Origin of the sequence: Caviibacter abscessus (genome assembly GCF_001517835.1) — a bacterium.
In the GTDB taxonomy this organism is placed as follows: Bacteria; Fusobacteriota; Fusobacteriia; order Fusobacteriales; family Leptotrichiaceae; genus Caviibacter; species Caviibacter abscessus.
On the sequence record NZ_LOQG01000001.1, the window covers coordinates 239,175 to 255,213 of the forward strand.

15 protein-coding genes and 3 tRNA genes are annotated in these 16,039 nt (G+C 25.7%); all 18 read right to left on the minus strand.

Annotated features, from left to right (window positions below):
* Nucleotides 1-124 precede the first annotated feature (124 nt).
* On the minus strand, nt 125-1,498 hold the full coding sequence (rlmD, locus tag AWT63_RS01250) for a 23S rRNA (uracil(1939)-C(5))-methyltransferase RlmD (RefSeq protein WP_068267859.1): 1,374 nt from the start codon (nt 1,496-1,498) through the stop codon (nt 125-127).
* Nucleotides 1,495-2,655, minus strand: a complete 1,161-nt coding sequence (locus AWT63_RS01255; RefSeq protein ID WP_231723206.1) for a pyridoxal phosphate-dependent aminotransferase — start codon at nt 2,653-2,655, stop codon at nt 1,495-1,497. Before AWT63_RS01255 ends, rlmD begins: the two co-directional genes overlap by 4 nt.
* Entirely contained in the window at nt 2,639-3,844 is a 1,206-nt protein-coding gene (locus AWT63_RS01260) for a pyridoxal phosphate-dependent aminotransferase (protein ID WP_068267863.1), read from the minus strand. The genes AWT63_RS01255 and AWT63_RS01260 overlap by 17 nt, the downstream gene beginning before the upstream one ends.
* A gap of 552 nt (nt 3,845-4,396) precedes the next feature.
* Nucleotides 4,397-4,945 (minus strand): tRNA1(Val) (adenine(37)-N6)-methyltransferase, encoded by a 549-nt coding sequence (locus AWT63_RS01270; RefSeq protein ID WP_068267867.1) that lies wholly within the window; start codon nt 4,943-4,945, stop codon nt 4,397-4,399.
* A 29-nt stretch (nt 4,946-4,974) separates the two neighbouring features.
* On the minus strand, nt 4,975-5,100 hold the full coding sequence (locus AWT63_RS06490; protein ID WP_269431474.1) for a hypothetical protein: 126 nt from the start codon (nt 5,098-5,100) through the stop codon (nt 4,975-4,977).
* Nucleotides 5,101-5,138: 38 nt separating this feature from the next.
* A tRNA-Arg gene (locus AWT63_RS01275) sits at nt 5,139-5,215 on the minus strand.
* A 19-nt stretch (nt 5,216-5,234) separates the two neighbouring features.
* Nucleotides 5,235-5,326, minus strand: a tRNA-Ser gene (locus AWT63_RS01280).
* Nucleotides 5,327-5,328: 2 nt separating this feature from the next.
* Nucleotides 5,329-5,418: transfer RNA gene (locus AWT63_RS01285), tRNA-Ser, on the minus strand.
* Nucleotides 5,419-5,540: 122 nt separating this feature from the next.
* Complete coding sequence (locus tag AWT63_RS01290) at nt 5,541-6,908, minus strand: glycoside hydrolase family 1 protein (protein ID WP_068267869.1); 1,368 nt, start codon at nt 6,906-6,908, stop codon at nt 5,541-5,543.
* Between the two features lie 5 nt (nt 6,909-6,913).
* A complete protein-coding gene (locus AWT63_RS01295; protein WP_068267871.1) occupies nt 6,914-8,197 on the minus strand; it encodes a PTS sugar transporter subunit IIC in 1,284 nt (427 codons plus the stop codon).
* Nucleotides 8,198-8,210: 13 nt separating this feature from the next.
* On the minus strand, nt 8,211-8,516 hold the full coding sequence (locus tag AWT63_RS01300; RefSeq protein ID WP_068267873.1) for a PTS sugar transporter subunit IIB: 306 nt from the start codon (nt 8,514-8,516) through the stop codon (nt 8,211-8,213).
* Entirely contained in the window at nt 8,513-8,845 is a 333-nt protein-coding gene (locus AWT63_RS01305) for a PTS lactose/cellobiose transporter subunit IIA (RefSeq protein ID WP_068267875.1), read from the minus strand. Before AWT63_RS01305 ends, AWT63_RS01300 begins: the two co-directional genes overlap by 4 nt.
* A 3-nt stretch (nt 8,846-8,848) precedes the next feature.
* Nucleotides 8,849-10,702, minus strand: coding sequence for a BglG family transcription antiterminator (locus AWT63_RS01310; RefSeq protein ID WP_068267877.1), 1,854 nt, complete (start codon nt 10,700-10,702; stop codon nt 8,849-8,851).
* Between the two features lie 144 nt (nt 10,703-10,846).
* Nucleotides 10,847-12,334 (minus strand): alpha-amylase family glycosyl hydrolase, encoded by a 1,488-nt coding sequence (locus tag AWT63_RS01315; protein ID WP_068267879.1) that lies wholly within the window; start codon nt 12,332-12,334, stop codon nt 10,847-10,849.
* 53 nt (nt 12,335-12,387) lie between these two features.
* Nucleotides 12,388-13,989 (minus strand): chaperonin GroEL, encoded by a 1,602-nt coding sequence (gene groL / locus AWT63_RS01320; RefSeq protein ID WP_068267881.1) that lies wholly within the window; start codon nt 13,987-13,989, stop codon nt 12,388-12,390.
* Nucleotides 13,982-14,254, minus strand: a complete 273-nt coding sequence (locus AWT63_RS01325; RefSeq protein ID WP_068267882.1) for a co-chaperone GroES family protein — start codon at nt 14,252-14,254, stop codon at nt 13,982-13,984. Before AWT63_RS01325 ends, groL begins: the two co-directional genes overlap by 8 nt.
* A complete protein-coding gene (fni, locus tag AWT63_RS01330; RefSeq protein ID WP_068267883.1) occupies nt 14,251-15,189 on the minus strand; it encodes a type 2 isopentenyl-diphosphate Delta-isomerase in 939 nt (312 codons plus the stop codon). Before fni ends, AWT63_RS01325 begins: the two co-directional genes overlap by 4 nt.
* Nucleotides 15,143-16,030: a mevalonate kinase family protein gene (locus tag AWT63_RS01335; protein WP_068267884.1), complete on the minus strand. Its 888-nt coding sequence runs from the start codon at nt 16,028-16,030 to the stop codon at nt 15,143-15,145. Before AWT63_RS01335 ends, fni begins: the two co-directional genes overlap by 47 nt.
* Between the last annotated feature and the right edge of the window lie 9 nt (nt 16,031-16,039).

Genomic DNA, 16,039 nt, shown 5'->3' on the forward strand with positions numbered 1-16,039 from the left:
TCTCCACACACCATATCAATGCAAACATTCACATCAATATAATTTTTTAGGACTTTTTTTCGTCCACCTTCGCCATCTTCTACAAATACATAATGCTTGTAAAACTGCTTAAAATGCAGGATTTTCACGATTTCACTCTTTGTATCAACGCTATGCACTCCACATGTGTCGTATAACTAAACATGTCTACACATGCAGCCTTTATAAGTTTATAATTTTGTTTTTTAAACGTTTTTAAATCTTCTACTAATGTTTTGGGATTACAAGAAACATATATAATATAATTCACACCATATTCTGTTAGCTTATTTATAGTTTTTTCACCAACTCCAGCTCTTGGAGGATCTAATATTAAAATATCAGGTCTATCTTCTATTTCATTTAATTTTTCAAAAACATCTCCTGCTATAAATTTAGCATTACTTATTTTATTTTTCTTCGTATTTTCATTTGCTTTTTCTACTGCTTCTTCAATAAGCTCAATACCATATACCATTTTTGAATGCTTAGATACTATTTGACCAATCGTTCCAGTTCCAGAAAACAGATCATATACTACATTTTTACCATCATTAACTTCACTTAAATATTCAGTAACTTTTGAATAAAGTTTTTCTACTGCAAATGAATTTGTTTGGAAAAATGAATACGGACTAATATTAAAACTTAGGTCAAATAATTTTTCTTCTATATCTCTTCTACCATATAGTATCTTTTCTTTTTCAGACTCAACACTGTCAGACAAATTATCATTTATAGTATGTAGTATACCAACAATTTTTTTATCTAATTTTAAATTAAGTAGTTTATCTTTATACCTTTTTATCAAATTATCATCATCATTTTGTGAACTTGTTACTAGGTTTATAAGCAACTCTTTTGTTTTTTCACCTTTTCTAATTATTAAATTTCTAAGATAACCTTTGTGTAATGTTCTGTGATAAAAATCAATTTTTTCAATTTGAAAAAAAGTATTTGTCGCAATTAATATTGATTTAAAATCTTCATCAATTAACTTACAATCACAAACATCTACTATATCATGAAAACTATTTTTCTTATGTAGTCCAAGAACTGTAGGTCCATTTAAAAATTCATTTCCAAAGCTATATTCCATCTTATTTCTATAACCTGTTTCTTTTGGATTTCTAACAGGTTTTTCAAATATAAAATCATCTCCAATATTATCTGATATCATTTTCTTTATATGATTTGATTTTATTTCAAGCTGTTCATCATAATTATAATATTGAAAAGAACACCCTCCGCAACTGTTAAAAACATTGCAAAAGGGCGTTGTATCTGAACTTATTATTTGTATATCTCTTACTTCAACTTTATTATTCTTTATTCTACCGATTCTACCTCTAACTTTTTGTCCTTTTTTTAAATTTATATTGCAATAATACTTTCTATCATCATTAGGTAAATATCCATAAAATTTAGCAGGATAATCAACGCCTTGAATATATAATTCTACTATATCACCTTTTTTCAATTTTTAAGCTCCTTTAAGGCTTTTTCTATTCTTTTTAATGCCTGTTCTAGATCAGGTATATCTTTTGTTATAGAAAATCTTAAATATTTATCTACCATAAAACATAATCCTGGAACTACACCTACATGTGTATTTTCAACTATATAATTTGCAAAATCAAGTGAATTCATATTTGATAACTTACCATAACCTGCAAAAATATAAAATGCTCCTTCAGGTTTAATTACATCAAATCCTAATTTTTCAAGACCATTTACAAAATATTCTATTCTTTTTTTATTTTCAGAAATTATATCTTCTCTAGTAGGGTAATCTTGTAGTGCTTTTATTGCACCATATTGACCTATAGTACATACTCCTGTTGTTGTATACTGCGATAATTTTGTAAAATCAGAAATTAGTACTTCTGATGCTAACATATATCCAACTCTATAACCTGTCATTGAATGTGATTTAGAAAATCCATTTATAACAATTATTTTATCTTTTAAATCTTTATATCTTGCAAATGAATTATACTTTTCAAAAGCTATTGCACCATATATTTCATCACTTAAAACATATATATTATTTTCTCTAATAACTTGTGCTATTTTATCCATTTCTTCAAGTTCAAGAACAGATCCTGAAGGATTATTAGGATAAGTTAATATTAATGCCTTTGTCTTTGGCGTAATTGCAGCTTTTAACATTTCTGCTGTTAATTTATAATTATTTTTGCTTGTATCAATGTAAACTTCTTTTCCTTTTTGCATTTTTATATTAGGGGCATATCCAGGATAAGTAGGAGTTGGCATTAATACTTCGTCACCTTCTTGAACAAAATATCTTATAAAAGTTGATAATCCTTCTGTAGAGCCAACCGTTATAAGACAATTTTCTATCTTATAATCTGATTCAAACTGTTCATTATAATATTTAACAATTTCTTTTTTTAATTCAGGCATTCCTCCAGTTTGGGTATAACCTATTTTATCATTTAATATTCTATCACTCATTTCTTTTTTTATTGATTCAGGTAAATCTTGAGCAGGTTCTCCTATTGTTAAGTCTATACCATCTGAGTAATTTTTCATTTTTAACGCTATTTGTCTAATTAAAGATATTTCAATGTTTTTTACAATTCCATTTCTATACATATTATCTATTTTCTCCATTATATTTTTTCAATGCTATTTTAAGTAATTCAATTCCATATTCAATTTGTTTTACATTATGAGAACAAAATGAAAATCTTGCTTCTTGTATTCCGTAGTTATAATGTTCATTTGAATAAAAACCAGGACCTGGAGCAAACATAATTGTACTATTGTTATGTCTAAATTCATTCAATAACCATAAAGTAAATTTCTCAACATCATCTACCGGAAGTTTAGCGATAATATAAAAGGCACTATCAGGTTTACAAGCTGTTACGCCTTCAATTTCCATTAATTTTTCATACATTGTATCTCTTCTTTTCATGTACTCTTCAACAACATCAGGAATATACAAATCAATCCCTTTTAATAAACTTGCACTTGCATATTGTTCAATAGTTGATACTGATAATCTTGCTTGACATAATTTCATCATTTGTGCGATAAGTTCTTTATTTCTTGATGCTACAACACCAATTCTTGCTCCACAAGCACTATAATGTTTTGAGATACTATCTACCATTATAACTTTGTCGTCTATGTCTGTCATATTAAGAAAAGATTTAAATTTTTGTCCACTGTAAATAAATTGTTTATAAACTTCATCTGAAATTATGTATAAATTATTTTCAATTGCTATCTCTTTTATGATATTCATTTCTTCAGTGCTTAATACAACACCTGTTGGATTACAAGGATTTGAAAATAAAATAGCTTTTGTTTTTGGATTTATTAATTTTTGTATTTCTTCTTTTTTTGGTAATCTGTACCCATCTTCTATTTTTGTAACTATTGGTACTAATTTTGCATCAGCAGTTCTTAAAAAACTATCATAATTTGAATAATACGGTTCAGGAACTAAAACTTCATCACCTTTATTACAAATAGTAAGTATAGCAAATTGTAATGCTTCACTACCTCCATTTGTTACTAATATATTTTCTTTCCCTATATTCATATTAAATTTTTCATAAGATTTTTCAAATGCTTCCAATAATTCTAATAAACCTTGTGAATTTGTATATTTAACTATTTTTTCTTGATAAGAAAATACACCATTAAAAAACGAATCCGGAGTTTTTACGTCAGGTTGTCCTATATGAAAACCATAAACACTAACTCTCTCACTTTTTGCTTTATCAGCATAAGGAACAAGCTTTCTTATTGGTGAATATTGCATATTTTTTATTCTATCAGAAAATTCCATATTCTTACCTCATTATATTTTAATTTGCCATTTTATTTTATCACATATCAAGTAATATTTTCAATTATATAAATTATATTTGAAAGATTATTATTTATCACTTTTAGAATAAAAAAGACACCTTAAAAGTGCCTTTCATCATAGATATTATTTTATTTATTATTTTTATCCTGATTTTTTTCCTTTTGCTCCATACAAAATATTAATTTTTTTAAAACCCAACATTCTATGTTATAAATTAACACAATGCCAACTATTATTACTGTTAGAAAAAATATCTTATGTTTTAAAAATATAACTATCAACCACACATACACTAAAAATGGTGCAATTTCAACAATTATTGTAAACAAAAAAAACATAACAAGCAATCCTAACATATTAACACTTTCTTTCAAATTTATTGTATTTTAATCTTATGAATAAATATTAGTCTCTAGTAGTATTATTATACCTAGTTTAAAATAAAAAGTAAATGCAACATTTGAACTGACTCAAAATGTTAAATAAAAAAATGTCCCTTCAAACTAGTTTTTGTTTTTTAGGTACATTTTAACTATATAAATCATTTATATATTTGCTCTTTTCATTATTTTCATCATATACATAAATGCTTTTTTCAACTATCAAATTATCTTTAACATTTTTAGCACAATCAAGTAAAACTATTTTTGCACTTGAATCATTTTTTGTATAAACGAACTTTAAAACTTTTGGTGTCAAATTATATTTTTCTAAAAATTTAAAAACTTTAAAAAGCTTATCTGCACGAAATACTAAATATAAATGCCCATTATTTTTTAACATAAAAGAGCTAAGACTTATTACTTTTTCAATAGTAAGACTTTTCTCATTTCTAGCTATTTGTTTTTCTATGTTTTGTTTCATTTGATTTTCATTTTTTTCAAAATCAAAATATGGCGGATTTGAAACTATGATATCATATTCTTGATGTTTACCAACAGAAAAATTTTCCACATCATCATTGAACATTTGTATATTCAAATTATTTTCTTTAACATTTTTAATGGCTAAATCATATGACCTTTTTAAAATTTCAACTCCATGTATATCAGTATTAGATTTTTTTGACAATAACATAGATATTATTCCATTTCCTGAGCCTATATCTAAAATTTTTTACTTTTTCTATTTATTTTCACAAAATCTGCAATTAATAATGAATCAATAGTTATCGCCTGTAAGTCTGTATCTTGATATATATTAAAATCTTTTATTTTAATATTAGTTATCATTTTTCTCCTCAAAAAAAAGTACCTATATGGTACAGTTATGGCGTGCTTCACAAGAGTCGAACTTGTAACCTTCTGATTCGTAGTCAGATGCTCTGATCCATTGAGCTAGAAGCACATATAGAATATAAAAAAAATGGCGGTGAAGGAGGGATTTGAACCCTCGGTCCAATATTACTTGGACACTCCCTTAGCAGGGGAGCATATTCGGCCACTCTAACACTTCACCACTGGCGGGCAGACTGGGATTCGAACCCAGACGGCTGTTACACCTTCGCCGGTTTTCAAGACCGGTTCCTTAGCCAGTTCGGACATCTGCCCATTAATACTTTTTTGATACCTTTTTAATATATCAATTTTTAAATAATTTGTCAAGATAATAATTTTAAAAGATTTTGTAAAAAAACAAGGAATCTTATATTATAAAATTCCTTGTTCATTATTTATAATTTCTCTCCATTTGTTTCTATTACTTTTTTATACCAATAAAAGCTATCTTTTTTTATTCTTGAAAGATCCAATATATCGTCATTATTTCTATTTACATAAATAAAGCCGTATCTTTTTTCAAAACCTTGATGCGTTGATATTAAATCAATTGCAGACCATGGAGAATAACCTATAACTTCAACTCCATTTTGAATTGCTCTTTTCATACTATTAATATGTTTTCTAAGATAATCTACTCTATAATCATCATGAATGGTTCCATCTTCTTCTAACTTATCATATGCACCTAATCCATTTTCTGTAATTAATATAGGAAGTGAATATCTACTATATACTTCATTTAAAGTTATTTCAAATCCAAGAGGATCAATTTGCCAACCAAATTCTGTAAATTCTAAATATTTATTGGCAACTGCATTATAATATCCTTTTTCAGTTAAAACTGTATCAAGTTTAGATATATCATTTGTAGATTTAGAATGTGATACACAATATGTATTATAATAATTAATTCCTATAAAATCTGGTTTAGCATTTTTTAAAATATTTATATCTTCTTCACTAACATTAAAAATATATCCTTTATCCTTTATATATTTTGTAGCCATATGATTATATCTTCCAAATACAGCAGCATCTAAGTATAACCAATTTCTTAAAACATTTGCGTATTGTGCAGCTAAATTATCTTCTGGACTTGAAGTTTCAGGATAAACTACAGCAATATTAGGTGCTGGTCCTATTTTTGCATTTGGCAACATTTTATGACATAAATCCATAACTTTTGCTTGTGCTAAAAGCATATGATGATTTTTTTGATAAAGTTTTTCATTACCTTTTGTTCCATCAATTAAATCTGAATGTATTATCATCATATTTTGTTCATTAATTGTAAGCCAATATTTTACTCTAGTTCCATATTTTTCAAATAATACTTTTGCAAAATCAACAAAATAATCTACAACTTGTCTATTTTCCCAGCCTCCATTTTTTTCCAGTTCATATGGTAAATCAAAATGATACATTGTAACTATAGGTTCTATTTCATTTTTTATAAGTTCATCAATTAAATCAGAATAAAATTCTACACCTTCTTTATTTATTTCACCAAAACCATTAGGAAATATTCTAGTCCAAGCAATAGAAAATCTATATGCTTTTAGTCCTAACTCCTTAAATAACTTAATGTCTTCTTTATATTTATGATAATGATCTGAACATATTTTAAAATCTGGTGTTCCTGGTAATGGAATTTTAATATCTTGAATACTTAATCCTTTACCATACTTATCAGAAGCTCCTTCAACCTGATATGCACTTGTTGAAGCCGACCATAAAAAATCATCATTAAAACTACTCATACATCTTACCTCTTTTCCTGCTCTAATGCTTTCTTATCAAGATATATAACAAATGGATAATATATCGCTGTTGATATTGCTATTATTATAATCTGTAATATAGCTGTTCTAATTCCTCCACTTAATAACCCTGATAAAATAGGAGGTGTCGTCCATGGTGGATTTACTCCTCCAAACATCGGAACTAATCCACTTTTAATAGAAAGGTATGAAATTAAAGAAACTATCATAGGAGTACATACAAATGGTATAAAAAGTATAGGGTTAAACACAATTGGCGTTCCAAACATAACCGGTTCATTTATGTTAAAAATTGCAGGTACTATACTCAGTCTACCTATTTGCTTAAATTGTTGAGATCTTGCACTAAGTAACATAGCAATAACCATACCTATTGTAATTCCTGAACCTGTTACAGTTATTAATAAATAATGAAATTGATATGTTACTATTCTTCCACCATTTTCAGATGTTAGAACTAATCCTTTATTTATTATTTCTTGATTATTTGCAATAGCACTTAACCAAATCCCAGTCATGATTCCACCTACAACATTGTTTCCATGTATTCCAAACCACCATAAAAACGATACAACGAACCCTATTATCATAACTCCAATTAAAGAATCAGTCAAGTTTAAAAGTGGTGTTTGAACTAATTTATATATTATATCAACTAAATCTCCACTAGTTACTATATTTATAATTCCATAAACTAAAGCAAATATTGATAAAATTATAGCTCCAGGAATTAAAGCTGAAAATGAATTTGCAACTCCTTGAGGAACACTTTCAGGCATCTTAATTATCATTTTCTTTTTAATAAATAGACAATATAGATAAGATGACATAAGTGATACTATTATAGCCGCTATCATACCTCTTGCACCCAATGTATTCGCTAAAGATAATACTCCAGAAATTTTTTTATCATCTTGTATAATAAATTGATTTGATACTATCAAAAATGAAACAAGCGAAGTAATAACACAACCTATAGGCTCTATTTTTTCATTTTTGGCATAACTATAAGCAATAGTAATAGAACATACCAATGATAACATATTAAATGTTGAATTAAATACCTGATATAAGTATGGACTTATTCCCTTATCTGCAAGAAATATTTTTATAGGCTCATAAGGAAATTCAGCTAACAGCAAAAATATAGAACCTACAACAGTTATAGTTAATATTGCAGACATTCCCTCTCTTAAAGCAATTATTCCTTTTAAATTAGTAAATTTCATAACTATAGGAAGTAGCTTTGAATTAATGAAATTTTTCATTTTATCCTCCTTTTTATTTAGAATATATTTTTATTGCATGATTTAATACATTAGCTCCATTCATCATTCCATAATCTATAATTGGAACAACATCTATAGCTTTTCCTTTTTCATCAGCTATTTTTTTTAAATCATTTAACATATATGTAATTTGTGGACCTAATAATATTACATCACAATCTTCTACTTCATTTATAAATACATCAGCAGAATATGCTGAAATTTCAGCATCTATTCCATTTAATTTTGCAGCTTCTCTCATTTTATTTACTAATAACGATGTACTCATACCTGATGCACAAAATAATTTTATTTTCATTTATTATCCTCCATATTTTTTATTTTCTTATATATATTCATTATTTCCAAAGCATTTTCTTTTGCCATAAGTGCCATTGATAAATGATCTTGTGCATGTATTATTAATAAATTTATTTTTATTCCTTCATTTTCCAAATCTTGTGCTATTAATTTAGTTTGTATTTCGTGAGCTCCTATAAACGCTTCACTAGCTTTTACTATTTCTTCATTTGCTTTTTCAAATTCATAATTTCTTGCAAAAGATATAACCGACATAGAATGAGATTTTGATTTTCCTGCTTCAATAATCAAATCCATTACAATTTCTATCATTTTATCATCATTCATTTTTTAATCCTCCTTATCATTTATTACATCTAAAAAATTTTCAAAATTAGGTTTTTCAACAAGTTTTTCAATTTTAGCTTTATTCTCAATTAAATTACCTATTTTCAAGTAAATTTCATCAATTTTGTTATCTAAATTATCTATACAAATTAATAAAACAATTTTCACAAAATTTTTATCCCATTTTATTGGATTTTTTAACACTCCTACACATATTTTCTTTAATCCGTGACCACTATCTAATGGATGAGTTAAAACAACACCGTTAAACATTTCCGTATATCCTAATTTTTCACGCATTAAAACAGAATTATATATATCAAACTTAACATTTGTATGTTTAACTATATTTTCAGACATAATTTTTAATACTTCATTTTTATCAGGTTTTCCATTTAGAACAATAAATAAATTTTTATCAAATACACTATCTTCAAAATTTTTATATCCTTTTAAAAGATTTTCTATATATATTCTTTCGCTATTATCTAAAAAGCAATTTACCTTGTTTATTTTTACACCATAATCATTCTCTATATTAGTTATAGAAAAAACATAATCATATTTCTTTAAATTAATGTATTCCAAGTTTCTAATACCACATGTATCTATATTATATATATATTCTCCAAATAATTTTTTATACATATATTTTAAGAACTTAGATGTTCCTCTTCCTGTAGGACAAACAATTAAAATATTATTTTGAGGGATTTTATTGTATTCTATACCCATTTCAAATATAACTGCTAAATACGCTATTTCATCATCAGAAATTATTTTATTAAATTTTTCATTTAAAATATTACCTGCGTATTTAGCTATACTGTATGAAAATGGCATATTCTTTTTTATATCTTCTAATAATGGATTTTTTGTTTTTATATTAAATTTTATTCTTATTATAAGAGGGTATAAATGAGAATATAAATTTTTATAAAGTTCCGTGTTATTCGCTATATTGGTATTAAACGTAATATCAATTTGGCTAAGCAATTTATTTATTAAATCATCTATTTCTTTTGAATTTAAAGTTTTAAAATCAAATGTTTCTTTAGCCATAAAATGTACAGTTAAATATTTAAGTTCATTTTCAGTAATATTTATTTTTAAATTTAATCTCTCTAAAAGTTCAAATATATATTTTTTTACAATTTCTTTTTTTTCAAAATAATTTATTGAATAAAATATATTTTTTTCTATTTTTAAATCTAATTTCATTCTATTAATCCACACATAAATAGTTATCACTAAATAGAAAAATGATAAATCAGATAATGTTATATCTTCCATAAATACAAATCTTTTTGTAAATTCTAAAATTATTTTAAACTTTTCATCAGGTTCAACGAAAATATTTTCATTAAAATGATTACTATAATAGTTTATTAAAAAACTTCTTATATCTGTTTCTCTACCAACTATTCTAATACCATGATAAGGTTTTGATACTAGTTTTAAATTATATTCACTAAGTTTTACTTTTAGTTCCTTAATATCACTTGATATTGTACTTGGTGATGTATATATTTTTTCACAAATATCATCTAATTTTATCAACCTATTTTGGACTACAAGTATCTCAAATAAAAACTTAATTCTATCTGATTTTGTTGTAGGTATTTTTTCTTTTTCATATAATAATTTATAAATATCATCTAAATTACCATCTATTCTATAGCCAACCCCTCTAACAGATATTAAATCACAGTCATTATTATTTAATATTTTTTTAAGTTCTTTTAATATATTTCTTGTAGTTTTATCTGACATATTTATTTTTTTTGATATTTCAAAAGAAGTGTGATTTTTTTTATCTTTTAAAATATCATAAATTTTAATGTATTTATCACGCAACTTTACCTACTCCTCTCTAATAATCCTACCATGATTTATATAAATTTCCATTTGTAATTTTACCGTTAATATTACGGAAATTTTAGTAATATAAAAGAGGTTGTGTGAAAAACAACCTCTTAAAAATTTATTGTAATAATTTATTTAATAAATAATAGCACTTTCATATCCTTTAATTTTTAATGAACTATTATCAATTTTTATTTCTTTTTGCTCATTTGATAAATTATGATATATTTTAATTTTCTTATTTTCATATTCTCTTTCATATGCAAAGATTTCTTTATCTTCCATATTTATATGTTTAAAAGTTCCATATTTAATTACATCACTTTTATTTCTAATATTAATCCATTTTTTATAATGATTATAAATTGAATTTTTATCTTGCTTTTGCTTTTTTATATTATCTGTTTCAGCATTAAATACTATATCTTCCCATTTAGTTTGAAAATTATCTCCCCATAAATATGGCTCTCTTATACTTTCATCAGGTTTTATACCCTTCATTCCTAATTCTTCACCATAATATATGAAAGGATTGCCAGGTAGAGTTAATAATATTGCAGCCGCTAATTTTTGCTGTTCTGTATTTTTTAATATACTTGCTATTCTATTTTGATCGTGATTTGTTAAAAATAGGGCATCAATATAGTTTTTTGTTATTTCAGAATACTTTTTATATATCTTTTCTAAATTATACGCTAGTTCATCTCCATTTTTAGAAATAATTGCTTTTATTATTCCTTTTTCTGAAAATGTAAAATTAAAACTTGAATCAAATACTTTATAATATTTTGCAATTTGATTGTAACTTTGCCAAACTTCAGAAACTAAATATATATCTTTTTTTATTTCTCTAAGGCTATTTCTAAATTCGTTCCACCATTTAATATTTTCTTCTTGAGTATTTATTTTCTTTTCATATTCACCTTGACCATAAATATGAAAAGCTGCATCTAATCTATAACCATCAATATTTGCAATTTCAACCCAATATTTTGCTATTTTTTTAATTTCATCTCTAACTTTTTTATTACTAAAATTAAGATCAGGCATTCCTTCCCAAAATATTGAATAATATAGTTCATTTTCATTTAATTTTGTCCATGCCTTTGAACCTAGCGGTTTAACTTTAAAATTTATTTCTTTATTATTTTTATTTTCTATTCTGTAATAATTTCTATATTCGCTATTTTTACTACTTCTTGCATTTTTAAACCAATTATGTTCTCTACTTGTATGATTTACTGGTAAATCAATTATTACTTTTATACCTTTTTGATGAGCAACTTTAACCAAATTTTTAAAATCTTCTATTGTTCCATATTCCTTATCTATATTATAGTAATCTGTAACGTCATATTTATGATAACTTGGTGATGTAAAAATTGGTGTAAGCCAAATACCATTTACGCCCAATTCTTTTAATTCATCTAATTTTGAAATTATACCATTTAAATCCCCTATACCATCTCCATTACTATCAGCATATGATCTTACAAATATTTCATAATATATTCCGGATTTATTAATTATATCTTCATTAGTATTTTCATAATATTTACCTTCTTTATGTGAACATGATATTGAAATAATTAATAAAAATAGAAAACACAATATTTTTTTCATTTTTTCTCCTTTTTTATAAATAAAGCTCAAGTAATAAACCTGAGCTTAATTTTTTAGTACATACCGTTTATATTTTGTTTTTCTTCTTCTTTTTTAGTTGCAATAGCTACTTCTGTTGTAATTAATAAAGAAGATGCTGATATTGCATTTTGTATTGCAATTCTTGTAACTTTTGCTGGATCTAATATACCTGCTTCAACCATATCTACATATTCTTCTTTTAAAGCATCAAATCCTATATTTTTATCACTTTCTATTACTTTGTTTATAACAACTCCTGAATCAAGTCCGGCATTAATTACTATTTGTTTTAAAGGAGCATATAATGCTTTTTTTACAATGTCGCAACCTATTTGTTCTTCACCTTGTAAACAAAAATCGTTCATTGAATGTGATATTTTGGCAAGTACAGTTCCTCCACCAATTATAACACCTTCTTCAATAGCTGCTCTTGTTGCATTAAGGGCATCTTCAATTCTCATTTTCAATTCTTTCATTTCAGTTTCCGTTGCAGCCCCTACTTTTATAACCGCAACTCCTCCTGAAAGTTTAGCCAGTCTTTCAGATAGTTTTTCTTTTTCATATTCAGAATTTGATAAATTTATTTGAGATTTTATTTGTTCTTGTCTTTGTTTTATTTCTTCTGTATATCCCTTACCATCTACTATTATTGTTTTATCTTTACTTACTTTTACAGATTTAGATTGACCTAAATCATCAATTTGAGCATCCTCAAGCTTCATTGCTTTATCTTCTGAAATAACTTGAGCCCCCGTTAATATTGCAATATCTTCAAGCATTTCCTTTCTTCTATCTCCAAAAGCAGGTGCTTTGACAACACAAATATTTAATGCTCCTCTTATTTTATTTACTACCAATGTTGCTAAAGCTTCTGCTTCAATATCATCAGCAATTATTAAAAGAGGTCTTGATGTTTCTACAACTTTTTCAAGTAATGGTAAGATTTCTTTCATACTTAAAATCTTCTTATCTGTTAATAATATATATGGATTTTCTAGATTTGCACTCATTCTTTGTGTATCTGTTACCATATATGGAGATAAGTACCCGTTATCAAATTGCATACCTTCAACTATTTCAAGACTTGTTTGTAAAGATCTATCTTCTTCAACTGTTATTACTCCAGTTTTCCCAACTTTTTGTATGGCATTTAATATTAATTCTCCTATATGTTCACTATTTGCTGATACTTGAGCTACTTGTTTTATCTCTTCATCATTTTCAACTTTTTTTGATATTTCTTTTAATCTTCTTATTATTTCCTGTCCAGCTTTTTCCATACCTTTTCTTAAAAATACAGGATTATGTCCTGCTGAAATTAATTTTAACCCTTCTTTTATTAATGCTCCCGCTAAAACTGTTGCTGTTGTTGTACCATCTCCTGCACTATCATTAGCTTTTGTAGCAACTTCTTTAACAATTTGTGCACCTAAATTTTCAACTATATCATCAAGTTCTATTTCTCTTGCAATTGTAACACCATCATTTGTTATTATTGGAGCACCATATCCTCTGTCTAGTACAACATTTCTACCTTTAGGTCCAAGAGTTACTTTGACAGAATCAACTAATACATCTACTCCTTTTTCAAGCGATTTTCTAGCATCCTCATTAAATTTAATAACTTTACTCATTAGATTTCTCCTTTGCCAAAATATCTTTTACTTCAATTATTATATAATCTTCTTCATCAACTCTTATGTTTTCTCCTTTAAATTTTGAAAAAATTACCACATCATCTTTTAATATATTTGACACTTCATCAGAAACTTCAATAACTTTTGCTGTAAAAATATCTTGTTTTGTCGACGAGTCCGATAATATTATGCCACTTTTTGTTTTAGAAATTTCTTTTATTGTTTTTACAAGTACTCTATTTCCTAATGGTTTAATTCTCATATTTCCTCCCATTTATCCTTAAGTTCTTCTATATTTTTTGAATTTGTTATTGCCATTATTGCCTTTATTTCATATATCCATTGTTCTAAGACATCTATTATCTCATTATCTGTATATTTATCAATTAATTTTAATATATGTCCTGCAATTCCAACAGATTTTGCACCAAGTGCAAGGCATTTTACTATATCAATTGGATTTGTTATTCCGCCACTTGCCAAAATTTCCAGCTTATCTTGATATTTCCTTGAATAAATTAAACTATCTTTTGTGCTATAACCAAGTTCATAAAGATATGATCTATCTTTATTTATTCTTTTATCCTCAATATATGCAAAATTAGTTCCACCTTTTCCACTTATATCAATTGTTTTTATACCAAGTTCTAAAGCTTTTTCAAAACTATGTTCTCCCATACCAAATCCCGTTTCTTTAAGGATTATTGGTATAGTTATATTTTCTAAAGCTTTTTTTATATTATTTTCCCAATTTGAAAAATTTATATCACCATTTTTCATCATAAATTCTTGTATTGGGTTTATATGTATTTGTAATATTTTTGCGTTAGTCTTATTTATTGCGATTTGCATACTTTCAAAGCTTTTATCAGCACCAATATTAACACCCATATTTTTAGGATAATAATAATTATCATTATTTAAGGCTGGAGTATATGAACCTGAAAACATAAATATTGATAATTTCTTACATATTAATTCCAATCTTTTATTAATAAGGTTTGCTTTTTCACTTCCTCCAGTCATTGCGTTAATATAAAAAGGAAGTTTTTGTTTTATACCACAAAAACTTGTTGATATATCTACATCTTCTATATTTATATTTGGTAAACTATAATATTTAAGTCTAATTTTATCAAGACAATTATTTTTATTGTCCTGTATCAAAGAAAATTCTATGTGTTGGTCTTTTCTCATCTTTTTCTCCAAATTCAAGTGATATAACAAAGTCCCCTAAACCTGCTCCACTTGTTTTACTATTTTTATTCTTTTTTATTATATCATTTATTTTATCAGTGTATATTTTAATATTTGAAAATGATTCAAAATATTTTAAATTATCTCTAAGATTTTTTATACATTGTTGTAAATCATAAGTATTTGATGTTTCTAAAATTTTAAAAAGTTCAAGTGTAAACATATTTGATTTTTCATTAAATATTTTAAACTCTTTTGTATCTATAATTTGTTTCATATTTTTAATTTGAGAACCTGTACTTGCAGGTATTCCTGTCCAAATTGCATTTATATTCAAATTATTTTTTAAATTTATCTTTTTTATTTCATATTCATTTGTACTTAAATTAATTGATTTATACAATATTAAATCATCATAACAAATACAGGCTACATCCCCCATAGAACCTGAAATTCCTGCTATATTAAGTGCTTTAACTGAAAGTAAAAACAAATCATCTTTTGTATATGAAAAATTATAGTATTGTAATATGGCCTTAATTGTTACAACTGTTATACTTGCAGATGAACCAAGTCCAAGCTTTATATTATTAACATATAAATCTGTGCTGTATTTATATGTAAACTTGTCATATTTTTTTACAAAATCAAATGCAACTTTTCTTGCATACACTAAAATATTACTTTTATCTTCTATATTAGATATTATTTTTTCTTCATCACTTTTAATAAGTTCAAGATATGTAAATTTATCTACCGAAGCTATTATTGCATAACTTCCAGAATTTAAAACTGCATATTCTCCTGCTAAATATAGTTTAGATGGAGCTTTAACTATCATTTTTTAACC